This is a genomic window from Streptomyces sp. NPDC043738, assembly GCF_056436545.1.
In genome coordinates this window covers 74,841-98,237 of sequence record NZ_JBWKCJ010000025.1, presented here as the reverse complement: position 1 = coordinate 98,237, position 23,397 = coordinate 74,841, and the positions used below count along the sequence as shown (strand labels likewise).

At 73.7% G+C, this 23,397-nt stretch carries 16 protein-coding genes; 6 read left to right on the top strand and 10 right to left on the bottom strand.

The window, feature by feature from the left end:
- Positions 1–132 precede the first annotated feature (132 nt).
- The 10 genes from AC0680_RS28035 to AC0680_RS27990 all read right to left on the bottom strand — a co-directional run bounded on the left by AC0680_RS28035 (position 133) and on the right by AC0680_RS27990 (position 15,921).
- Positions 133–4,344, bottom strand: a complete 4,212-nt coding sequence (locus tag AC0680_RS28035) for a molybdopterin-dependent oxidoreductase (protein ID WP_478633943.1) — start codon at positions 4,342–4,344, stop codon at positions 133–135.
- A 263-nt stretch (positions 4,345–4,607) separates the two neighbouring features.
- On the bottom strand, positions 4,608–5,828 hold the full coding sequence (locus AC0680_RS28030) for a type III PLP-dependent enzyme (protein ID WP_478633941.1): 1,221 nt from the start codon (positions 5,826–5,828) through the stop codon (positions 4,608–4,610).
- Positions 5,825–7,618 carry an IucA/IucC family protein gene (locus AC0680_RS28025; protein WP_478633938.1) on the bottom strand — a complete coding sequence of 598 codons (1,794 nt, stop codon included), beginning with the start codon at positions 7,616–7,618 and terminating at the stop codon, positions 5,825–5,827. Before AC0680_RS28025 ends, AC0680_RS28030 begins: the two co-directional genes overlap by 4 nt.
- Entirely contained in the window at positions 7,606–8,928 is a 1,323-nt protein-coding gene (locus AC0680_RS28020) for an MFS transporter (protein WP_478633936.1), read from the bottom strand. The genes AC0680_RS28025 and AC0680_RS28020 overlap by 13 nt, the downstream gene beginning before the upstream one ends.
- 2 nt (positions 8,929–8,930) lie before the next feature.
- Complete coding sequence (locus tag AC0680_RS28015) at positions 8,931–10,733, bottom strand: IucA/IucC family protein (protein WP_478633933.1); 1,803 nt, start codon at positions 10,731–10,733, stop codon at positions 8,931–8,933.
- Positions 10,730–11,920, bottom strand: a complete 1,191-nt coding sequence (locus AC0680_RS28010; protein ID WP_478633930.1) for an ATP-grasp domain-containing protein — start codon at positions 11,918–11,920, stop codon at positions 10,730–10,732. Before AC0680_RS28010 ends, AC0680_RS28015 begins: the two co-directional genes overlap by 4 nt.
- Positions 11,921–12,013: 93 nt before the next feature.
- Positions 12,014–13,018 (bottom strand): ABC transporter substrate-binding protein, encoded by a 1,005-nt coding sequence (locus tag AC0680_RS28005; RefSeq protein ID WP_478633927.1) that lies wholly within the window; start codon positions 13,016–13,018, stop codon positions 12,014–12,016.
- Between the two features lie 67 nt (positions 13,019–13,085).
- Positions 13,086–13,898 carry an ABC transporter ATP-binding protein gene (locus AC0680_RS28000; protein ID WP_478633924.1) on the bottom strand — a complete coding sequence of 271 codons (813 nt, stop codon included), beginning with the start codon at positions 13,896–13,898 and terminating at the stop codon, positions 13,086–13,088.
- Positions 13,895–14,953 carry a FecCD family ABC transporter permease gene (locus tag AC0680_RS27995; RefSeq protein ID WP_478633922.1) on the bottom strand — a complete coding sequence of 353 codons (1,059 nt, stop codon included), beginning with the start codon at positions 14,951–14,953 and terminating at the stop codon, positions 13,895–13,897. Before AC0680_RS27995 ends, AC0680_RS28000 begins: the two co-directional genes overlap by 4 nt.
- Positions 14,950–15,921, bottom strand: coding sequence for a FecCD family ABC transporter permease (locus AC0680_RS27990; protein ID WP_478634036.1), 972 nt, complete (start codon positions 15,919–15,921; stop codon positions 14,950–14,952). Before AC0680_RS27990 ends, AC0680_RS27995 begins: the two co-directional genes overlap by 4 nt.
- A 308-nt stretch (positions 15,922–16,229) precedes the next feature.
- Here AC0680_RS27990 and AC0680_RS27985 point away from each other — a divergent pair, with 308 nt between their 5' ends.
- The 6 genes from AC0680_RS27985 (at position 16,230) to AC0680_RS27960 (ending at position 23,299) form a co-directional block, all read left to right on the top strand.
- Positions 16,230–17,396 carry an FAD-dependent oxidoreductase gene (locus AC0680_RS27985; protein WP_478633919.1) on the top strand — a complete coding sequence of 389 codons (1,167 nt, stop codon included), beginning with the start codon at positions 16,230–16,232 and terminating at the stop codon, positions 17,394–17,396.
- Positions 17,397–17,557: 161 nt separating this feature from the next.
- Positions 17,558–18,322, top strand: a complete 765-nt coding sequence (locus tag AC0680_RS27980) for a VOC family protein (protein WP_478633916.1) — start codon at positions 17,558–17,560, stop codon at positions 18,320–18,322.
- Between the two features lie 121 nt (positions 18,323–18,443).
- The gene (locus tag AC0680_RS27975) at positions 18,444–18,884 is read left to right on the top strand and encodes an SH3 domain-containing protein (protein WP_478633914.1); all 441 of its coding nucleotides are present in this window, start codon (positions 18,444–18,446) and stop codon (positions 18,882–18,884) included.
- Between the two features lie 241 nt (positions 18,885–19,125).
- Positions 19,126–20,316, top strand: coding sequence for an acyl-CoA dehydrogenase family protein (locus AC0680_RS27970; RefSeq protein WP_478633911.1), 1,191 nt, complete (start codon positions 19,126–19,128; stop codon positions 20,314–20,316).
- A 52-nt stretch (positions 20,317–20,368) separates the two neighbouring features.
- Positions 20,369–21,286: an oxygenase MpaB family protein gene (locus AC0680_RS27965; RefSeq protein WP_478633909.1), complete on the top strand. Its 918-nt coding sequence runs from the start codon at positions 20,369–20,371 to the stop codon at positions 21,284–21,286.
- Positions 21,287–21,319: 33 nt separating this feature from the next.
- Complete coding sequence (locus AC0680_RS27960) at positions 21,320–23,299, top strand: serine/threonine-protein kinase (protein WP_478633907.1); 1,980 nt, start codon at positions 21,320–21,322, stop codon at positions 23,297–23,299.
- Positions 23,300–23,397 lie beyond the last annotated feature (98 nt).

The following is a 23,397-nucleotide window of genomic DNA, read 5'->3' as shown; positions in this document are numbered from 1 at the left end:
CTCCATCCTGCGGCCGATGCCGGTGATCGGCCCGTTCGGGAAACCGCCGCCGGGACGGACCTGGTGCGGGACTTCCGGCCGTACGAGTACGCGTCGGAGGTCCTGGACACCGAGGCGTCTCGCCACCCCCGGTCAGTACACGTCGCGGACGTAGCGCTTCTCGGCCGCGAGCTGTTTGACGTAGCCGGCGGCCGCGTCCTGCGTCAGGCCCCCGTGCGCCACGGCGATCTCGCGCAGGGCGCGGTCGACGTCCTTGGCCATCCGGGACGCGTCGCCGCACACATAGAAGTGGGCACCGTCCTGCAGCCAGGACCACAGCTGGGCGCCGTGCTCACGCATCCGGTCCTGCACGTACACCTTGGCGCGCTGGTCGCGGGAGAACGCCGTGTCCAGCCGGGTGAGCAGCCCCTCCTCGCGCAGCCGCCCGAGTTCGTCCTCGTAGTAGAAGTCCGTGGCGCGGCGCTGCTCGCCGAAGAACAGCCAGTTGGGGGCGCGGTGGCCGCGGGCGCGTCGCTCGTTGAGGAACCCGACGAAGGGCGCGACGCCGGTGCCGGGCCCCACCATGACCATCGGTGTGGCCGGGTCGGCCGGCGGCCGGAAGTGGGGGGCGGACCGGACGGACACCGGCACCGGGCTGCCGGGCTCGGCGTCGGCGAGGAAGGCGGAGGCCACGCCCTTGCGCGGGCGGCCGTGGCGGTTCTCGTAGCGCACGACGGAGACCGTCAGATCGATCAGGCCGGGGTCGGTCAGCGGGCTCGACGATATGGAGTACAGCCGCGGCCGCAACCGCGGCAGGACGGTGGCCCACTCCGCGGCATCGGCCCGGACCGGGTGTTCGGCCAGCACGTCGACGGCCTGCCGGCTCCAGGCCCACTGCGCGAACTCGCCCTTGTTGTCGGGCCGCAGCAGCTTCTTCAGCAGCCGGTCACCGGTGCGTTCGGCGGTCAGCCGCAGCAGGCTCGGGGAGATCCGCGTGATGTCCAGATGGCGCAGCAGCGCCTCGCCGAACGACACCGTGCCCAGGCCCGGGACCTCGACGGTGGCGGCGGGGTCGAGACCGGTGTGGTCCAGCCACTCCGCGACCAGCTCCGGGCAGTTGGTCGGCTGCACCTCGAGTGCGTCGCCCACCGCGTAGTCCAGCGGCCCGCCTTCGACGTCGCGGGTGTCGAAGGTGAAGCGGCGCACCTCCTTGCCGGCCCCGGCACGGCTGAGCAGCTGATTGCCGACGAGCCGGGCGACGCTCGGTGCGGGCTTGGCGGCGCGGGCGGGAGCCGGCGGCGCGGCGGCCGGCGCGGGCGCCCCCGCCTCCCCGGCACCACCGGCGTCCCCCGCGTCCGCCCCGCCTTCCAGGGCACTGAGCACCTGCTCGACCCACTGCCCCGCCGGCTGCTCGTAGTCCGGTTCGCAGTCCGTGCGCGGCACCAGCCGCACCGCACCCAGCTCGGCCAGGCGCGCGTCGAGCCGGCGCCCGTGGCCGCAGAAGTCGTCGTAGGAGGAGTCGCCCAGTGCGAGGACGGAGTAGCGCACCCCCTCCAGCCGGGGAGTGTCCGGCGCGTTGAGCGTCTCCCAGAACCCCGATCCGTTGTCGGGCGCGTCACCGTCGCCGAAGGTGCTGGTGACGATGAGCAGATCGGCGGTGCGCGGCAGGGTCGCCGGCGCGCTCTCGGCCATGCTCAGCAGCGTCGCGTCCCGCCCGCTGCCCTTCAGCCGCCGGGCCGTGTCGGCGGCGACCTCCTGCGCGTTGCCGGTCTGCGAGGCCCACAGCACGATGACCGTACGGGCCGGCGCGGCGTCGGCGGCCTCGGCGGGTGCGCCCGCCGCGCTGTCCGCCGCCGGCCGGCCGTCCTCGACCCGCGAGAACATCCCGGCCAGCACGCCGTTCACCCACAGCGCGGTCTCCGGGCCGAACGGCGCCTGCGCGGGCAGTACGGGCGTCCCCGAGGCGTTCCCCGAACGCAGCCCGGCGAGGAAGCCGGACAGATAGCGGCGTTCGTGCGCGGCCAGCACCGGCGGAGTGGGATCGGGGATCCGGAACACCTCGGACAGCAGCGCCACCGCGCCCTCCGTACCGCCGCCGAACTCCGCGGCGGGCCCGGGCGCCCCCTCCGTGCGCGCCCCGGCCACGCTCCCCGTCGGCCCCCGCTCGCCCGCGACCCGGGCCAGCGAGACCGCGCAGACCTTGAACTCGGGCTGGAAGGAGACCGGATCGACCGCGTCGTTGGTCACCGCGTTGACGCTGAGGTACTCGCCGAACAGGTCGTTCCAGTGGAACGGCGCGAAGCAGTTCCCGGGCCGCACCCGGTCGGTCACCACGGCCGGCAGCACCGCCCGCCCGCGCCGCGAGGCCACCTCCACCGCATCGCCCTCCGCGACGCCCAGCGCCTGTGCGTCCCGCGGATGGATCTCCACGAACGGCCCCGGGTTGAGCTTGCTGAGCTTGGCGACCTTGCCGGTCTTGGTCAGGGTGTGCCACTGGTGCTGCAGCCGGCCGGTGTTGAGCACGAAGGGGAAGTCGTCGTCGGGCATCTCGGCCGCGGGCAGGTGCGGCCGGGCGAAGAACACGGCCCGACCGCTGGGGGTGGGGAAGGACAACCGGGGCCGGGAGCCGTCCGGGCGCAGGGCCACCTGCTGGCTCACACCGTCGTTGAGGTAGCGCACCGGATTGCGGTCGGGCCCGTCCGCCGACGCACTGGGCCACTGCACCGGGGTACGACGCAGCCGCTCGTAGGACACCCCGCGCAGGTCGTACCCCGTCTGCGGGTTCCAGGCGCGCTTGATCTCCTCGAATATCTCCTCCGCGCTCTCATAGCCGAAGGCGTCCTCGTACCCCATCTCGCAGGCGATCCGCGCGATGATCCGCCAGTCCGGCCAGGCCTCGCCGGGGGGATCGGCGGCCTGCCGCACCAGCGTCAGATTGCGCTCCGAGTTGACCATGACACCCTCGGACTCGCCCCACATGGCGGCCGGCAGCACCACATCGGCGTAGGCGTTGGTCTCGGTCTCGGTGAAGACGTCCTGCGCCACGACGAACTCCGCGGCCTCCAGCCCCTCGATGACCGTCCGGCGGTTGGCGACCGAGGCGACGGGGTTGGTGCAGATGATCCAGCACGCCTTGATGTCCCCGTCCGCCATCTCCCGGAACATCTCGACGGTCCCCCGGCCCGCCCCGTCCGCCCGCAGCGTCCCCGGCCGCAGACCCCACAGCTCCTCGACGAAGGCACGGTCCTCGGCCACCAGCGCGGACCGCTGGCCGGGCAGCCCCGGCCCCATGTAGCCCATCTCGCGGCCGCCCATCGCGTTGGGCTGACCGGTGAGGGAGAACGGACCGGCGCCCGGGCGGCAGATCGCACCGGTCGCCAGATGCAGATTGATCAGCGCGTTGGTGTTCCAGGTGCCGTGCGTGCTCTGGTTCAGCCCCATCGTCCAGCAGCTCATCCAGGCGCCCGCCGCGCCGCCGATCCACTCGGCGGCCCGGCGCAGGTCCGCCTCCGGGATCCCGGTGATCTCCGCGACCGCCTCGGGCCGGTAGTCCTGGAGGAACTCGGCCATCGCCTCCCAGCCGTCGGTGCACTCGGCGACGAACTCCTCGTCGATCGCCCCGCCGTCGACCAGCAGCCGCAGCAGCCCGTTGAGCAGGGCCAGATCCGTCCCCGGCGCGACCTGCAGGAACAGGTCCGCCTTGGCCGCGGTGGCGGTGCGCCGCGGATCGACCACGATCAGCTTGGCGCCCGCCTTGACCCGCTCCATCATCCGCAGGAAGAGGATCGGATGGCAGTCGGCCATGTTGGAGCCGATGACGAGGAACACCTCGGCGTGCTCGAAGTCCTGGTACGAGCCGGGCGGGCCGTCCGCGCCCAGCGACAGCTTGTAGCCGCTGCCCGCGCTCGCCATGCACAGCCGTGAGTTGGACTCGATGTTCCGGGTGCGCACGAAGCCCTTGGCGAGCTTGTTCGCCAGGTACTGGGCCTCCAGCGTCATCTGACCGGAGACGTACAGGGCGAGCGCGTCCGGGCCGTGCTCGTCGACGATCGCCCGCAGCCGGCCGGCGGTCTGCTTGATCACGGTGTCCATCGCGGCGGCCACCGGCTCGTCGCCGCGGTCCGCGCGCACCAGGGCGGTCGACAGCCGCCCCGGCGCGGCGAGCAGCTCGGCGCTGGTCGCGCCCTTGGTGCACAGCCGGCCCGCGTTCGTCGGGTGCGCCTTGTCGCCGACCGCCTTGCGGACCGTACGGCGGCCGTCGCCGTCCGTGGCCACGTCCAGGACGATTCCGCAGCCGACACCGCAGTACGAGCACGCCGTCCGCACCTGTGTCAGGTGCTCTGCCAGCGGTTCCGGTGCGGTCACGGACGGTCCCCTTAGTGGTCGGATGCCGGGCTCCGACCCTACGAGCCGCCCGTTAAGCGGGTGTCACATGAAGCGATCAACGGTCGTTACGGCGACCACACAGTCCCTCGCGGCCCTCCGTGAGATGCGGCCGCCCGCCCCAGGTGCCCGCGCGGCGCACGGGCCACCGGATCCCGGCCCTCACCCAGAGTGAAGGCCCGGACACCGCCCGCGTGCCGCTCGGCCCGGCGCTCCGGGGCCGTGCACCTCGTCGGGGCGCAGTATCAGCCCTCCTGTGCCGTACCGAGGAAGTGGAAGCCGGGGCGCGGGTGCATCAGGAAGTCGTGGTGCGAGATGTTCCAGGCGTACGCCCCGGCCACGCCGAACAGCACCCGGTCGCCGGCCCGCAGCCCCGCCGCCGGGACCGCACGGGCCAGGACGTCCTTGGGCGTGCACAGCTGGCCGGTGAGGGTGACGCGGTCGCCGCTCGCCGCGGAGCGGGGCCAGGGGTGCGGCCAGGGCGCGTCGGTCGGCAGTACCGTGCAGGGCTGGTCGTGCCCCTTGGTCGCGGGGGTGCGCAGATGGTGGGTGCCGCCGCGGACCACGGCGAACTCCTCGCCGTGGCTCCGCTTCACATCCAGCACCTCGGTGGCGTACCAGCCGCAGTACGCGGTCAGCGCCCGGCCCGGCTCGATGCGCAGCGTGACACCGGGGTGGGCGGCCGCCAGCCGGGCCAGCCCCGCCCCGTAGGCCGCCCAGTCGAAGCGGCGCTCCGGTGCGGCGTAGTCGACGGCCATACCGCCGCCGACGGTCACCTCCGACAGGTTGATGCGGTGGCGCCGGGCGAGCCGCGCGGCCCAGGTCACGACGGCCTCGGAGACGGCCAGCTGCTCGGGGGCCTCCAGACCGCTCGCCAGGTGGGCGTGGACACCGACGAGTTCGAGCTGCGGGTAGCTGCCGTCGGTGAGGTGGGCGACGACCTCGTCGGCCTGCTCCGGGTCCAGCCCGAAGGGGGTGGGTCGGCCGCCCATGGCCAGCGAGCTGCCGTCCAGGGAACCGTCGTCGACGGGCAGGTTGAAGCGGGCCAGGACCGCGACCCGCCGGTCGGGGGTGAGGTCGGCGGCGAGGCGGCCGAGCATGTGGAGCTCGTAGCGGCTCTCCACGTGGAAGCGCCGCACCCCGAGTTCGAGCGCCTGGGCGATCTCCTTCGGTGTCTTGCCCGGGCCGCCGAAGGCCAGCGGCGCGTCCGGCACGGCCTTGCCGACGTGTGCCAGTTCGCCGCCCGAGGAGACCTCGTAGCCGTCGACGTACGGGCGCAGCGCGGCGAGTATCTCCGCCTCCGGGTTGGCCTTGGCCGCGTAGTAGAGCTCCACGCTCTCGGGCAGCGCGGCCCGCACCTCGGCCATGTGGGCGCGCAGGGGCGCCAGGTCGTAGAGGTACGCGGGGAGCTCCTCGGCGCCCAGGGACAGGGCACGCTCGCGGACGGCGGCGGTGGGGGCGGTCATCGTGCGCTCCAGGGGGTGGTGTCGTCGGCGCGCACGGCGCCCGACAGGACGGCCTCGGCCAGCGGCGAGGGCAGCAGGACATACCCGGCCTCGCGGTCGGCCTTGCGCTCCCAGCGGGTGAGCAGATTGGCCTTGGCGGGCAGCGGCACGCCGGCCAGCAGGGCGGCCAGCCGGGGCGGGCAGCCGTGCCGGTCCGCGTGGGCCTGAAGGGTGCGGCGGACCTGCGCCCACAGCTCGGCCTCGAAACCCGGGTGCAGATCGGCGAGCGCGGCGAGCATCTCGGCGACGTGGTTGACCAGCAGGCAGTACACGACACGGTCCCAGCCGCGCTGGGCGTCGTAGGTCATCGGCGCCGCGATCCGCTCGGGCAGCGAGGCCAGCAGCTCGGTGTGGTGCTCGGGCACGAGCTTGGTGCCTTCCAGGTCGCGGAAGAGCACCTGGGCCGGCATTCCGTCGCCGTCGACGCAGACCAGGACGTTCTGCAGATGCGGCTCCAGCACCAGGCCGTGGTCGAAGTAGGCGGCGAGCACCGGCGGGAGGAGGAGGCCCAGATAGGCGGCCCACCACTCCAGCGCGGCCTGCGGCCCGGCGCCGTCAAGGAGGCGGGAGATGTGCGCCGGGCTGGTGGGGTACTCGTCGGCGACCGCGGCCGCCAGCAGCGGGGTGGTGCCGGGCAGCAGCCGCTGGGACAGGCCCTCGCGGACGATGACGCCGAACCCCTCGAGCAGCTCGGTGTCCGGGCGGCCGTCGGCGTTGGGCAGCGCCAGGCTGCGGTAGGCGGGCTCGCGCAGCACCGCGCTGCCGGGGAAGCGGGTGGCGAGATCGTCCAGCACCGGCGCCAGCAGACGGGTGAGCGCCACTGCGCCGGACAGTTCGTAACTGGCGTTCTTGCGCAGGCAGTTGGTGATCCGGACGTTCAGGCTGAACTTGAGGAACGCCTCGCCGTCGTAGAGCGTGCGGACCGACGCGGTGGCCGCGAAGGGCTGCTCGCCGGTGCCCAGGACGCGGATGTCGTCGCGGTCCAGGGCCTGCCGCAGGCCCGGGTGGTCGCGCAGCAGCTCGTACTGCCAGGGGTGGACGGGCAGCAGCCGGTAGCCGTCCGGCACGCCGGGGTGCAGGGCGTCCAGCGGTGCGACGGCATCGGCTTCGGCCGCCTCCTCGGCGATCAGCTCCTGCCGTACGGCGAGCAGCAGCAGCGGGAAGGCGGCGCCGGTCTCCGGGGCGTAGGACTGCCAGGCGGCGGGGTCGCCGGTACGGGCCTTGGGCGTGGGGTGGAAGCGGTGGCCGAGGACCAGCGACTGCTCGGAGGCGACATACGCCGACTGCCAGTCGGCAAGAGCGGCCTGCCGGTCGTTGCTGTCGGTGTCGGCGCCCGGGTGCCGCTCCGCGCGGGCGGACAGCGCCGCGGTGACGGCCTGGTGGCTGGAGGCGATCTGGGCCAGGAACTCCTCGTTGTCCACACCGGTCCGCAGCGACAGTTCGGCGTGCACGTACTCGGCCAGCCGGCGCCAGCCGACCTCGGCCCAGCCGCCGGCGGTCTGCTCGGTCACCGGGCCGGTGAACCGGTGCGCGCCGAGCAGCGACGTACGGCGCAGCGCGACCCGCAGCAGCACCCCGCGGCGCGGCAGCCTGAGCAGCAGCCGCCCGTCGTCCACGGCGGTCTGGTGCTCGGGTCCGGACACCTCGCGCAGCAGACAGTTGAGCAGGGTGTGCGCCACGGCGTGGTCGGCGGTGGGCAGGCCGGCGGGCGTGGCCGGGGCGGTGCCGGGCGAATTGGTCAGCGAGGGCATCGAGGGCTCCTGCGGGTCCGGAGAGTACGGGGGAGGAGGCGCGGCAGCAGGCCGGGTGCGCCGGTGGCGAGGACGGCGGCCAGCGCCGCCGCGGTCCCGGTAAGGACCGGCGCGGCGGGCCCGAACCAGTCGTTGCCGGCCGCGGCGGCCACTCCGGCGGCGACCGCACCGGCCTTGGAGAAGAATTCGATCGAGCCGAACAGCCCCCCGGGGGCACGGCCCTTGGCGCAGTCGGCGGCGAGTACGGACAGACAGACCAGGCCCATCGTGAGCCCGGCGCCGAGCACCAGCCGTACCGCGACGAACGCGGCGAGCGAGTCGGCGATGCCGTGCCCGGCCAGGCCCAGCGCGATACAGCCGAAGCCGAGCACGATGCCGAGCCGGGGGCGGCGGTGGAACAGGGAGTGCACCGCGATCGCCGCGACCAGATAGCACATGTGCGGCAGCGCGAACAGGACACCGGACACCATCGGCCCGGTGCCCGGTATGCGCTCCTTGATGAGGGCGATCAGGTACGGGAAGGAGATGACGGTGGAGAACACGAAGGTGAACTCCAGGGCGTACAGGGCCCGCAGGGAGGCGGCCGGGGCGCACTCGACGGGATCGACCGCGGCGGCCTCGGCCGGCCCGGCCGCCTCCTCCGCCACGGCCGCGGCCTGGGACGATCCGGTGGCCCGGGTCCGTGGTGGCTCGGGCAGCGCCGCCAGCATCACGGCGGCGGCCAGCGGCAGCAGCGCCATCAGCGCGTACTGGCGGTGCGGCGAGAGCCAGGGCGTCAGCGCGCCGACGACGATCGGTGCGCACACCAGCGCCGCCCGGGCGCTGCCCTGCATCAGGGTCAGGGCCCGGGACAGGGCGTGGCCTTCGAGTGCCGCCCCCAGATAGCCGTTCGAGGCCGCGAAGGTTCCCCCCAGGACCCCCTGGAGGACCAGGGCGGCGGCGAAGGTCCCCAGTGAATCGGCCCAGCCGGCCAGCACGAACGCCGCGGCGAGCCCCAGCTGTGCCCGCAGCAGCAGCCGTTTGCGGCCGAACCGGTCGGCGAGCCGCCCCCACAACGGTGCGCCGACGGCACCGAAGATGGTGGGCACGATGTACAGCAGTCCGGCCCAGCGGGCGGCGCCGTCGCCCAGCTCGGGGAGGATCTCGGTGAGGTACGGCGGCAGCCCCAGCGCGGCGAACGACGCCACGAAGTAGCAGCCGGCCACCGCGTACACCTGACGGCGGGCGAGGCCCGGGCCGACCTTGGTCTCGACCGCGGCCGCGTCGTCGCGGCGGGTGGCGACGGATCTCGTCGGGCTTGTCCGGCTCATCGTCATGTCACCGCAGACAGCAGGTAGTTGGGTCCGGTGGTGTAGTGCTTGTTGATGTCGGCCGCGCCCGAGCGCTCCTTGGACAGCAGGGTTCCGGCGCTGACCATGGCCTTGACCGGCAGGTGCCCGGCGTCCAGCACATGCGAGCGCAGCACGGCGCCCGGTTCGCCCGGCGCGGTGCCCAGCCGCTCGACGGCCTCGGCGAGCCGGTCGCGGACCAGGGCCAGCAGCCGGTCGAGCGGGGCCCGCCCGTGCCGGGCCAGCCCGAAGGCGTAGGAGCCCGCGCAGAGGTGGACGGTGATGGTGGTGAACAGGTCCAGCACCGGCTGGTCGTCCGCGGCGAAGATCCGCGGGTCGGCGAAGTCCGCGGGGCCCGGGGCGTCCGCGCCCAGGGCGTCGCGCAGCCGCAGGCTGTTGATCCGAGGCCCGTCGTTGTCCTTGAACAGCAGCCGCAGCCGGGTGCCGTGCGCCCCCTCGTCGAGCACCAGCGAGATGTTCTGCTGGTGTGACTCCAGGCCGATGCCGTACCCGAACAGCGTGGTCTGCCAGTCGAAGAGCAGGGTCAGGCACGCGTCCAGCAGGGCCAGCGGGTCGCCGCCGTAGTAGCGGTCGGCGAGCAGGTCGATCACCAGCCGTCCGCCGGGCGCCGGGGCGAGCAGCGCGGCCATCGGCACCACGGCGCTTTCCTCCAGGCCCGCCGGGTAGCGCCGGCACAGTACGGCCAGCAGCTCATGGCCGGCGTGCGCATACACCGTCTCGTCGGCCTGCAGGACCGATTCCGCGAACCGCGGCTCGCGGGCGAGCACCCTCGCCAGCAGCCGCTGGCCCTCGGCGCCGTCGACGAGCGTGGGCGGCTTGATGGTCCGCCGGTTGCGCAGCCCCAGCGTCGAGGTGGCCAGCGGCAGCTTCAGGTGCAGCCGGGGATCGGCGGCCACCGCCACGGTCCGCATCGACAACGTCGGCACCACGCCGAGCACCGCGCGTTCGGAGAGCACCGCATCGCGCTCCAGGCCGGTCGCGCCGAGCGCCTCGTGCAGCGGGTCGCCGAGCGTCAACGGGTGTACGGGGAGGGCGAGATGGCTGCCTTCGAGGTGCGGAAGACCCAGCTCGGCGGGCGTCGGCCAGGAGCGGGGCAGTGTCGCCTCCCCGCCGGGCACGGTGACCGCACCGCGCGGGACGGCGAGCCAGCGCAGTGCGAAGCGCGGCCGGAACTCCGGTGCGTAGGACCGCAGTTGGGACTCCTCCAGGCCCAGGCGGCCGCGGGCGGTCGGGTACACGGGGTGGTCGAGCCGGGCCGCGAGGGTGTCGTACGCCAGCCCCCCGTCCAGCCCCAGCCAGGAATCGGCGTCCGGGCCGTGACGCTTCGCCAGCACCGCCTCGACCTCTTCCCGGGTCCGGGCGTGCAGCCGCATCGTCGCCAGCGTCTGCCGGCACTCCTCGGCGAACGCCTCGAAGCCCGGACGGTCGACCGGGTCGGCCAGCTCGCCGAGCGCGGCCACGATCTCGTCGGCCGAGGTCAGCCGGGCGCCGTCGGACTCACGGACGAGCAGCGGCAGCCGGGCCGCGTACTCGCCCTGGTAGCCGTCCGGCCCCAGCGGCAGCAGCAGGGCACCGGTCCCCTCGCCGGCGGGCAGTCGCAGCCACGGGCCGTCCGGCCGCTCCAGCACGGTGCCACGGGTGCGCAGCCCGACGACGTCCTCGCGCAGCAGCGCGCCGAGCACCCGCAGCAGCAGCTCGGACTCCTCGGCCGTCCCGGCCCGCGCCTCGTCGGCCCGGCCCGCGAGGGTGTCGGGGGCGACGGTCACGAGGAGATCTCCCAGCGCTCCGTGGCGAAGAAGCCGTCCGCGAGCCGGTCCACGGCCGCCCGGTCGGCGCCGGTGACCCGCAGTACGCCCAGGTAGTCGCGGTTGGTGGCGTAGAGCGGGTGCGCACTGCCGACCTCGCGCAGCGGCCGGTAGCTCAGCCGTACGCCGTCCACCTCGCGGTCCGTGGCCGCCGGCGCGCCGGTCAGGGTCCCGGCCCGGTCGGCCAGGGCGTAGTCCACCCGGCCCGCGCCGTCGCGCCGGGCACCGAGGTCGGCGGGCAGCGGCTCGCCCAGATGAGTGCGCAGGATGTGCTCGAAGAGCGGGATGTCCAGGAGCTGCGCGAGCAGCAGGTCGCACTGGTCGCCGATGACGCGGTAGTTCACCTCGATGAGCCGCGCCCGTCCCTGGTGCACCACGAACTCGGTGTGACAGGCCCCGAATCCGACGCCCAGCGCGTCGAGCTGGGCCAGCACCTGGGCGACGACGGGCTCGGGGTGGGCGGCGATGAAGTCGAGCCGTTCCTCGATGAAGGCCGGGGGCGGGGAGACGACGGTGTGGAATCCGCCCAGTACGTGCCGCACCCGTCCGTCGCCGAGCGTCTCCAGGGTGTAGAGCTCACCGGGCAGGAACTCCTCGGCGACCAGGGCGGCACCGGGCCGCCGCGCCTGGATCTCCTTGGCGCGCGCCACCAGCTCCTCGGCGTCGCCGACCAGCACCACGTCCTCGCTGGCCACGCCTTCGCGGGGCTTGAGGACACAGGGGTAGGGCAGACCGGCGCCGGTCAGCACGGAGGGGTCCTGGTCCGGCGCCAGCTCGGCGGTCCGCACGGTGTCGGCGCCGGCCGCCGCGAGATGGCGGCGCATCTCGGCCTTGTTCTTGGCCCGCAGTGCGGCCCGCCAGTCCTTGCCGGGCAGTCCGAAGTAGTCGGCGACCAGCGCCGCCTGGGTCTGCAGATGGTCGCTGTTGGTGAAGACCGCGTCGGCCGGGTGGTGGGTGGTGATCCGGGTGATGACGGCGCGGAAGTCACGCACGTCGCACTCCAGGACCTCGGTCGTGGGGTAGGCGCGCCGGTGCGCTTCGGGCCGGTCCGTCAGGACCGTGATGTCGAGGCCGAGGCGGGCGGCGGCGGGCAGGAAGCCGTCGGTGACCGAGTCGGTGGGGTTGAGCGCGAGCAGATACATCCGCATGAGCGGGACACCTTCGGGATCAAGGGCGGTGCGGGGGAGGGGGGTCGGGTCGGGGCGGGCCGGGGGACGGCGGCCCACCCCTCTCCGGGTGTCTCAGGCCTTGGGCAGCGGCACGCCGGCGGCCTTGGCCACGTCGGCGAGCATGTGCTCGGCGGCCTGGATGCCGATGCCGGACATCCAGGTCTCGTCCGGCACGTCGAAGACCTTGTGCTTCTTGACCGCCGGCAGGTCCTTCCAGACCGGGTTGGACGTGACGTCCTTCTGCTGGGTCTTGTCCGGGGTGTCGGCGACGGTCACGAACACCAGGTCGGCGTCGGCCTTGTCGATCTGCTCGGGGCTGACGTCGAGCATCGGGTTCGCCGGGTCGGTGGAGCTCTGCGACTTCGGCCGGGCCAGGCCGATGTCGTCGAGGACCACGCCGCTGTAGGAGGACTTCTGGTAGAGGCGGGTCGGGCCGGCGACGAAGCGGACGACCGAGGCCGACGGCATCTTGCCGTACTTCTTCTTGATGGCCTCGCCCAGTGCCTTGGCCCGCGCCTCGTACGCCTTGAGCTTCTCGTCGGCCTGCTTCTCCAGGCCCAGGGCCTTGGCGTGGACCTTCAGATTGGCCTTCCAGGGGCCGCCGGTGGTCTCGGTGAAGACGGTCGGCGCGATGTCCTTGAGCTTGTCGTAGATCTTCTCGTGCCGGACCTTGGAGGACAGGATCAGATCGGGCTTGAGGGAGATGATCTTCTCGAGGTTGGGCTCCAGCAGCGGACCGACGTCCTTGACGCCGCCGATCTTGTCCTTGAGGTAGCCGGGGAAGCCGCCCTCGGTCTTCATGTGCGGGGAGACCGCACCCACGGGCTTGATGCCCAGCATGGTGACGTCGTCGAGCTCACCGGTGTCCAGGACGACCACGCGCTTGGGCTTGGCGGGGATCTTCACCTCGCCGCCCATGACGCTCTTGACGGTGCGCGGGAAGCCGGCGCCGGCGTCCCCCTTGGCCGAGGCGTCGTCGGAGGCGTTGCCGCCGCAGGCGGTGAGGGCGGCGGCGCCCACGACGACGGCGAGGGGCGCGGCGAGCAGCCGGCCACGGAAAGCGGTTCTGGTGAACATGGGAGGGTGACTTCCTTGGAGGGAGCGGAGAAAGCGGGAACGCCCGTGGGGGAGAGCGGTGTTGCGGTCAGGCGGAGGCGGCGGTGTGCCGCCGCGCGCTGCCCTTGGGCACCACCAGCGGGGTGCCGGTCTCGGGGTCGGGGATCACCCGGCAGTCGACGTCGAACACGGACTTGACCAGCTCCGCGTCGAGTACGTCCGCCGGGGCGCCGGCCGCGGCCAGCCGCCCGTCCTTGAGGACCACGAGATGGTCCGCGTAACGCGCGGCCTGCCCGAGGTCGTGCAGCACCATCACCACGGTGCGGCCCGCCTCGGCGTGCAGTGCGGCGACCAGGTCGAGGACGTCGAGCTGGTGCCGCAGGTCCAGGAAGGTGGTGGGCTCGTCGAGCAGCAGCAGGTCGGTGTCCTGCGCCAGCGCCAGCGCGATCCAGGCGCGCTGGCGCTGACCGCCGGAGAGCTGGTCGACGGGCTGGTCGCGCAGCCCGGTGGTGCCGGTGCGCCGCAGCGCCTCCTCCACCGCCTGCTGGTCGGCCGTCGACCAGCCGCTCAGCAGCCGCTGGTGCGGGTAGCGGCCGAGCCGTACCAGCGCCTCGACGGTGATCGCGTCCGGCGTCACCGGTTGCTGGGGGAGCAGGCCCATCCGCAGGGCGAGCGTCCGGGCCGGCATCCGGTGGATGTCGGCGCCGTCCAGGGTGACGGTGCCGGCGGCCGGCGCCAGCAGCCGGGTCAGACCGCGCAACAGGGTCGACTTGCCGCAGGCGTTGGGGCCGACGACGGCGGTGACCGCGCCGCCGGGCAGCTCCAGGTCGAGGCCGCCGACGACCAGCCGGTCGCCGTAGCGCAGGTCGAGTCCGTGGGTGGCGAGCTGGTTGGCGGTCATCGGACACTCCTGTTGACGGAACTGCTCTGACGGATCATCAGCACCAGCAGCCAGGGCGCGCCCAGAGTGGCGGTGACCACTCCGACCGGCAGCCCGCTGACCGGCAGCAGATACTGCGCCACCAGATCGGAGGCGAGCAGCAGTACGGCACCGGCGAGGCCGGACAGCGCCAGCGTCCCGGCGGTCGGCGGCCCGGCGAGGAACCGCACCATGTGCGGGACGGCCAGCGCGACGAAGGCGACCGGGCCGGTGAGCGCGGCGGCCAGCGAGGCCAGGACGATGGCGACGAGCAGGATCTGCAGCCGGGCCGCCCGGGTGTTCAGACCGAGCGTGCCGGCCGAGTCGTCGCCCAGATCGAGCACCGCCAGCCGGCGGTTCAGCGCGAAGGCGACGACCAGCGCGATCGCCACTCCTCCGCCCGCCGACCACACTTCGGTCCAGCTGCGCCCGTACACCGAGCCGGTGGTCCACTGCAGCGCCGAGCCGGCCAGCTCCGCGGGGAAGCGCACCACCATGAAGCTCACCGCCGCCGAGAGCCCCGCCTGCACGGCGAGCCCCACCAGCACCAGCCGGGTCACACCGGCCCCGGAGCGCCAGGAGAACACCCCCAGCAGCACCGCGGCGAGCAGCCCGCCGCCCAGCGCCGCCAGCGGCATCAGCATCTGCGAGGCCCCGGCGGCCAGCATCGCCACCGCGCCGAACGAGGCGCCGCCGGTCACCCCCATCACGTCGGGCGAGGCGAGCGGGTTGCGGAACAGCCGCTGCAGCAGCGCACCGGCCACCGCCAGCCCCGCGCCCGCGACGACCGCCGCCACCATCCGCGGGGCCCGGAACTCCTGGACCACCAGCACCGTGGCCGAATCCCCGAGCCCGAACAGGCCCTTGGCCGCGTCGAGGGGCGGCAGCGGCATCTCCCCGTTGGCCACCGAGACCGTGATCAGTGCGCACAGCACCAGCAGGCCCGCGACGGTCAGCAGCGCGGTCCGGCGCCCGGTGGCCCGGCGCGCGGGGGCAGTGGCGGCAAGGGGCTTCGCGCCGTGTACGACGTCGTTCATCGCGCCACCTTCCGGGCCAGCAGCGCCAGCAGCGGGGCGCCGAGGAACGCGCTGATGATGCCGACCTGCAGCTCGGACGGCCGGATGACGACCCGTCCGAGGATGTCGGCGGCAAGCAGCAGCAGCGGACCGACGATCAAGCAGCCGGGCACCACGATCCGGTGGTCGGAGGTGCGCAGCAGCTGGCGGACCAGGTGCGGTGCGGCCAGCCCGATGAAGGCCAGCGGGCCGGCCACGGCCACCGCGGACGCCGCGAGCAGGACGACGGCCAGTCCGCCGGCCAGCCGGATCCGGGTCACCGGGACACCCAGCGACTGCGCCGAGTCGTCGCCCAGCGCCAGGGCGTTGAGGGCCGGGGTGATGGCCAGCGCGACGACCAGGCCGAGCGCCAGGGCCGGCAGCACCGGATAGAGCACCTCCAGCGGCCGCTCGGCCAGCGAACCGGCCAGCCAGAACCGGGCCTCGTCCAGCGACCGCTTGCTGGCCAGCATCACCGTCGACGTCCAGGAGAGCAGGACCAGTTGCAGCACGGTGCCGCCCAGGGCGAGGCGTACCGGGTCGAGGTCGCCGGCGCGCCGGGCCAGCGCCTGGGCGAACAGCGCGGCCGCCGCGGCGCCCGCGAACGCGAACCAGAGGTACTCGACGGGCCGGGTCAGATGCAGTGCGTAGATCGCGGTGACCACGGCGAAGCCGGCGCCCGCGTTGATGCCCAGCGTCGTGGGGGAGGCGAGCGGGTTGCGGGTGATGCCCTGGACGACCGCGCCGGCCACGCCGAGCGCCGCGCCGACCGCGAGCGCCACCACCGTGCGCGGCAGCCGAAGCCCCGTCACCACGATGGCGTCCCGCCCGTGCGCGGTTCCTGACAGTGCGTCCAGCACGGTGGACAGCGGTACGGACCGCGCGCCGAGGGCGAGGCTCAGGGCGGCGCAGACCGCCAGCGCGCAGAGCCCGGCCACCAGCAGCGGCACGCGCCGCAGGGGGCTCGCGGCGGGGCGCTCGCCGGGCGCCGGTGGCGCGGTGGCAGATGGTTTGGTCGTCGACACGCGTCGTGACATTAGGTTAGGCATGCCTAAACCTGCAAACGCCCATTCGGAAAACGGTCAACTATCCCTTATGTCGGTGATCAATTGCGCGCCTCCGTCCTGGACACTCCTGACCTGGGGTTATTTATCCCCTTGTCGCCCCGCTCGCCCTTCTGGTCGGAGGGGAGATGGGTTGCACAGCTAAAAAAGTGTAGTCGTTGCACTTTCTAATCTGCTGTGCTTTTCTGGGTGGCATGACACCCACCCCTCCCCGCATCGCGGTCATCGGCGCCGGCCCCGGCGGCCTGACCTGCGCCCGCGTCCTGCAGCGGCACGGCGTACCGGTCACCGTCTACGATCATGAAGCGTCCGCCGATGCCCGCCCGCAAGGCGGCACGCTGGACCTGCACCTGACGACCGGTCAAAAGGCGTTGCACGCGGCCGGGCTGTACGAGGAGTTCAGCGCCCTGGCCCGCCCCGAAGGGCAGCAGATGCGGCTGCTCGACCGCGCCGCCACCCTGCTCTTCGAGCACACCCCGGCCGCCGACGTCACCGACCGCCCCGAGATCGACCGCGGCCGGCTGCGGCGTCTGTTGCTGGACTCCCTCACGCCCGGCACGGTCCGTTGGGGCCACTACCTGCGCACCGTCCATCCGCTCGGCGACGGGCGCCACAAGGCGGAGTTCGACAACGGCCGCACCGAGACCTTCGACGTGGTCATCGGCGCCGACGGTGCCTGGTCCCGGGTGCGCCCGCTGCTCTCCGACGCCACCCCGCACTACTCCGGGGTCACCTTCGTCGAGTTCGGCCTCGACGACGCCGACGCCCGCCACCCCGGCATCGCCCGCCTGGTCGGCGACGGCAGCATGATGGCGGCCCACGCCGACAAGGCGCTGATCGCCCAGCGCAACAGCCACGCCCACATCCGCGGGTACGCCGCCTTCCGGGGATCCCAGGACTGGGCGCTGCAGGCCGGGCTGGTGATGGCGGACACCGAGGCGGTGCGCGCCGTACTCCTGGAGACGTTCGCCGGGTGGGACGACCGGCTGCTGGCGCTGCTGCGGGAGAACGACGGCGGGTTCGTCAACCGCCCGCTGTTCGCGCTGCCCGTGCCGCACACCTGGATCCACACCCCGGGCCTGACGCTGCTCGGCGACGCCGCGCATCTGATGACACCGTTCTCCGGCATGGGCGCCAACCTCGCGATGCTCGACGGCTGCGAACTCGCCGAGGCCCTGGTCGCGCGCCACGACGACCACGACGAGGCGCTGCGCGCCTATGAGGCGGCCATGCTGCCCCGTTCGGCGCGGGCCGCCGAGATGGCCGCCCGCGGACTGGCCAACGCCATCTCCCCCGACGCCCCGCAGGGGTCCCTGCGCCACCTGCGCCGGATGGCCGGGCAGGGGCAGGAGGGGCCCTGACCGCCCGGGCGTCCCGGCCTACGGGCCCGAGGCGTCCGCCCTCCGGTTGCGGGCCCCGGGTGTCCGTCGGACGATCGGCAGCGTACGGGCGGCGGCCGGCCGCGCACGGGCGCGACGGCGCGCGCCCCGCAACGGTGCGGCGCGGAGGGACGGAACACGGCGTGAAGATCACTGAGCCCACCCCCGGCGCGCCGTGCTGGGTGGAGCTGGGCACCTCGGACGTCGACGCCGCCAAGGTGTACTACCGCCAGGTCTTCGGCTGGCGCGCCGAGACCGACCCGCGCGACGGGGCGGGCGGTTACACGGTGCTGTACCTGGGCGCCGCCCCGGTCGCCGCGCTGGCCCCGCTCTCCGCCCCCGGCCGGCCCACCGCCTGGACCGTGTCGTTCGCGACGCGCGACGCCGACGCGCTGGCCGCGGCGGTCACCCGGGCCGGCGGGCGGCAGGTCAGGGCGCCGAGCGACGTGTTCGACCTGGGTCGATTCGCGGTGCTGGCCGACCCGGAGGGAGCCGTCTTCGAGGTGTGGCAGGCCCGGTCCTTCGCCGGCGCCGCGGTGCTCAGCGCGCCGGGCTCGCTGGGCTGGGTCGAGCTCGCCACCCGTGACGAGGCGGCCGCCAAGGTCTTCTACACGGGCGTCTTCGGATGGACCGTGGGCACCCACGAGGACTATCCGCAGTGGGGCATCGACGGCGCCGACTTCGGCGGGATGAGCGCGCTGGACGAGTTCTACCCGGACGACGTCAGGGCGCACTGGCTGCCGTACTTCGCGGTCGCCGACGTCGACGAGACGGCCGCGCGCGCCGCCGAGTCCGGCGGCATGCTCCTGGTGCCCCCGACGGACGTCCCCGACGGGCCGCGGATCGCCGTGGTCCGCGACCCGCAAGGGGCTTCCTTCGGCATCTACCGCGCCGGCACCGAGGGCTGATCGCCCGCATCACACGATCGGCGGCCTGTTCGTCGTTTCACCTCATTCAATGGGTTTTTTGCGCGTAATGTCCCGTTTGCGCCAATGGGCGCCATTGCGCGTCAAGAACAGGAGACCCCCTATGTCCACGACCGAACTCCTCGTGGCCCGAGGCAGAAGACTCGCCGCCGGCGCGGGCGTACTGGCCGCGGCCGTCGTCATGGGTGCGACGCTGTCCGCCGCGGCGTCGGCCCAGGCGGCGACGCCCGGGCCCGTCAGCACCGCGAGGCCGTACGGCATCGTCACCACGAAGATGGGCCTGAGTGCGCGTCAGTACCCCAGCACGGACTCCTCCGTGAGGGGCTTCTTCCGTCACCGCGCGCAGATCGGCCTGGTGTGCAAGGTGCGCACCCAGAGCGTCGCCGGCAACAGCGTCTGGTACCTCACTCGTGACGAGCGGGCGTCCTGGGTCTCGGCGAAGTACGTGACCAACACCGGCAAGGTCAAGTACTGCAAGGACGTGCAGCACGGCCGGATGCACCACTCCGGCTACAACAACCCGGCCAAGCACGCCATGGGCTGATGGTGCCCGGGCGGGGCCCGGTACGGCACCCCACAGGTGCCGTATCGGGCCTTCGTGCGTGCGGGGCGCCCCACCCCGCACCGGCGCCCGGCCCGGCGGCCGCCCCGGCGCGATCGCGCTCCGGCACCCTTCCGTATTACTGGAACAAGTTCTACTGTGCCCCTCGATCCGGCATCCGACGCTCCGTCAGGAACGCCGCGCCGCCGGACCGGACGACGGGACCGGACGAACTGGAGGGGCCGTGCACCTCGAATACACCCCCGAGCAGCAACGGTTGCGCGCCGAACTGCGCACCTACTTCGCCGAACTGGTGCCGGACAACGCCTACGCACGGTACGCCGACCCCACCGCCCAGAAGCGGTTCTACCGCGAGACCGTGCGCCGTCTGGGCCTCGACGGCTGGCTCGGCGTCGGCTGGCCCAAGGAGTTCGGCGGGCGCGGGATGACCCCGATGGAGCAGTTCATCTTCTTCGACGAGGCCGCACAGGCGGGCGTACCGCTGCCGCTGATGGCACTGAACACCGTCGGCCCGACGATCATGCAGTTCGGCACCGAGGAGCAGAAGGCCCACTTCCTGCCCAGGATCCTCGCCGGCGAGATCGACTTCGCGATCGGCTACAGCGAACCGGACGCCGGCACCGACCTGGCCGCCCTCAAGACCCGCGCGGTACGCGAGGGCGACGAAGAGACCGGCACTTACCTGGTCAACGGACAGAAGATCTGGACGACCAACGGGGACACCGCCGACTGGGTGTGGCTGGCCGTACGGACCGACCCCGACGCCCCGCCCCACAAGGGCATCACCATGCTCCTGGTCCCCACCAGCGACCCCGGCTACTCCTGCACCGTGATCAACACGCTCGCCTCGCACGACACCACCGCCAGCTACTACGAGAACATCACCGTCCCGGCCACCCGCCGCGTCGGCCAGGAGAACAAGGGCTGGCGGATCATCACCAACCAGCTCAACCACGAGCGGGTCACCCTCGCCGCCCACGGCACCATGGCCATCCGAGCCCTGCACAACGTCCAGCGCTGGGCCGCCGACACCAAGCTCGCCGACGGCCGCCGGGTCATCGACCTGGGCTGGGTCCGTGGACGGCTGGCCCGCACCCACACCAGACTGGACGCCATGAAGCTGCTGAACTGGCAGATGGTCGACGCGCTCCAGCAGGGCACGCTCACCCCGCAGGACGCCTCCGCGGTCAAGGTCTACGGCTCCGAGGCCCGACGGGACGCCTACGCCTGGCTGATGGAGGTCGTCGGCTCGGCCGGCCCGCTGAAGGAGGGCTCGGCCGGCGCCGTGCTCCACGGCGAACTGGAGCGCGGCTACCGCTCCGCGGTCATCTTCACCTTCGGCGGCGGCAACAACGAGATCCAGCGCGAGATCATCTCGTGGATCGGCCTCGGGATGCCCCGCGTACGGCGCTGACCGGCCCCACGCCTCAAGGGCGCGGGGGGACCCCAGACGGGAGGTGGGGCGCATGGCAGGCGACCCCGGGCTCTTCGGGCCCCGCTCGGTGACCTGGCAGCTGCACGGCGACCCGATGATGTGGATCGCGGGCGTGCGCGCGCTGTACCTCCAGGCGCTGCACCCGCGCGCCGTGCGCGGCGTCATGCAGAACTCCGCCGCGTTCCACATGGACGCCAGGGGCCGGCGCGACGCCTGGGGCCGGCTGATGCGGACCGCCGACTTCGTCGGCACCCTCACCTACGGCACCACCGAAGCCGCCGAGCGGGCCGGCGCCGCGGTCCGCGGCATCCACCGCCGGCTGACCGCCACCGACCCCGCCACCGGCGAGCGCTACCGCATCGACGAGCCGGCCCTGCTGCTGTGGGTGCACTGCGCGGAGGTGGACTCCTACCTGCACGTACTGCGCCGCTCCGGCTACCCGGTCAGCGACGCCCAGGCCGACCGCTACCTCGCCGAACAGCGCGCGAGCGCCCGCCTGGTCGGCCTCGCACCGGACGCGGTCCCCGGCGACCGGGACGCCCTCGCCGCCTACTTCGACGGCGTACGGCCCGAACTGGCGCTGACCTGCGAGGCCCGCCAGGTCGACGCGTTCCTGCGCCGGCCCCCGACCCCCGCCCCCCTCGTCCCGGTCCGCGCGCTGCTCTGGCAGCGGGTCGCGCACCTGGCCTACGACGCGCTCCCGGCGTACGCACACGACCTCTACCGGCGCCCCGCGCCCCCGCCGGCCGCCGTCACCCGCCGTCTTCGCGCCACCGGCCGCCTCCTGCGCGCCATTCCGCCCACCGTCCGCTGGCAGCTGCCGCCCCGGCACATCCTGCGCGCCGTCGAACGACTCGGCCCCGACACCCGCCCAGCGCCCTACAAGCTCCGCGCTCGCGCCGCCATACTGGACGGGCACGACGGGACGCAGGGGGAACTGCGCGGCTGACCGCGGCACTGGGGACGGGGGCGGCGATACGGGATGGCGGAGAACAGACTGGTTCAGGGGCGCTACCGGCTGCTCGACACCATCGGCCGCGGCGGTATGGGCGAGGTCTGGCGGGCCCGCGACGAATCACTGGGCCGGCAGGTCGCCGTCAAGTGCCTCAAGCCCCTGGGGCCCCGGCACGAACCGTCGTTCCTCCAGGTACTGCGCGAACGCTTCCGGCGCGAGGCCCGGGTCGCGGCCGCCCTCCAGCACCGCGGCATCACCGTCGTCCACGACTTCGGCGAGGACGCGGGCACGCTCTTCATCGTCATGGAGCTGCTCAACGGCCGCAATCTCAGCCAGCTGCTGGACGACAACCGTCGCCAGCCGCTGCCCGTCAGGGACGTCATCGAGATCGCCGAGCAGGTCACCGCCGCCCTCGCCTACACCCACGAACAAGCCGTCGTGCACCGCGATCTGAAACCGGCGAACATCGTCCGCACCACCGACGGCACGGTCAAGATCTGCGACTTCGGCATCGCCCGCCTCGGCCACGACATCGGCTTCACCGCCCGCCTCACCGGCACCGGCATCGCCATGGGCAGCCCGCACTACATGTCGCCCGAGCAGATCGGCGCACACGCCATAGACCACCGCAGCGACCTGTACTCCCTGGGCTGTGTGCTCTACGAGCTGGCCACCGGCGTCCCCCCGTTCGACCTCGGCGACGCCTGGGCGGTGCTCGTCGGACACCGCGACACCGCCCCCACCCCGCCCCGCACGCTCCGCCCCGACCTGCCCGAGCCCTACGAGCGGATCATGCTCGAACTGCTCGCCAAGGACCCCGACGACCGACCACGCGACGCCGACGAACTCGCCAAACGCCTCGCCGACGCCCGCCATCGGCACCCCGCGCGCCGCGCCCCGGCCGGCTCCGCCGACACCACCGCCGCCACCCCGCGGCTGCCGTCCTGGACCCGCGGCATGACCCTTGGCTCCCCGGCCGGCGCCGCCCGCCGCCCGCCCCGCCCCACGGCCGACCGGGCCGCCACGGTCCTCACCGACACCTGGACCGGCGGCGACGACCCGCGCCGCGGCGACGCCGCCCCGGCCGGCCCGCTCGCCAGCCCCGCACCACCCGACGACCGCCGCGCCGCCCTCACCGGCCGCCTGGAGTCCGCCCATGCGCTGGGCCGCCAGGGCCGCTACTTCGACGCCCACCAGCGCTACGCCGAGGTGCTGGCCGACCAGCAGCGCGCGCTGGGCCCCGACCACCCCGACACCCTCGGCTGCCGCCACCACCTCGCCCTCAACCTCGGCCGGCTGGGCCGGCTGGAGGACTGCCTGGCGATGACCGGCGAGGTGGCCGAGGCACGCGCCCGGGTCCTCGGCGCCCACCACCCCGACACCCTCACCACCCGCTGCGAACTCGCCCACGTACTCGGCAAGCTGGGCAACTGGGCGGCGGCGCTGCAGACCTACCAGCAGGTCGCGGCGGCCCGCTCGGCGGCCCTGGGCCCCGACCACCCCGACACCCTCGCCGCCCGCTACGAGGTCGGCATCGGCCTCGGCCGGCTCGGCCGCAGCGCGGAGGCCCTCGCGCTCTACCGCGACCTGATCGCGGCCCGCACCCGCGCCCGGGGCGCCGACGACCCCGAAACCCTGCGCGCCCGGCACGGCCTGGGCGTCAACCTCGGACGGCTGGGCCGCTGGCAGGAAGCCCTGGTGGAAGCCCGGGCGGTGGCCGCGGCGCGCGAGCGGGCCCTCGGCCCCGACCACCCCGACACCCTGGTCAGCCGGCGGGAGAGCGCCGTGGCCCTCGGCTGGCTCGGCCGCTGGAACGACGCGCTGGACGGCTACCGCCAGGTGGCCGACGCCCGCGAACGGGTCCTGGGCGCCACCCACCCCGACGCGCTGACCAGCCAGAGCGACCTGGCCCAGTGCCTGGAGCAACTGGGCCGCGCCGACGAGGCGGCCGCCCTCCACCGCCGGGTCGCATCCCTGCGCCGGCAGCGCGCCCGGCGCGAGCGGTAGCGGGGTCGGGGGGGGGGGGGGGGGGGGGGGGGGGGGGGGGGGGGGGGGGGGGGGGGGGGGGGGGGGAGGCCGGGGGGGGGATGACCGCGCGGGTGTTG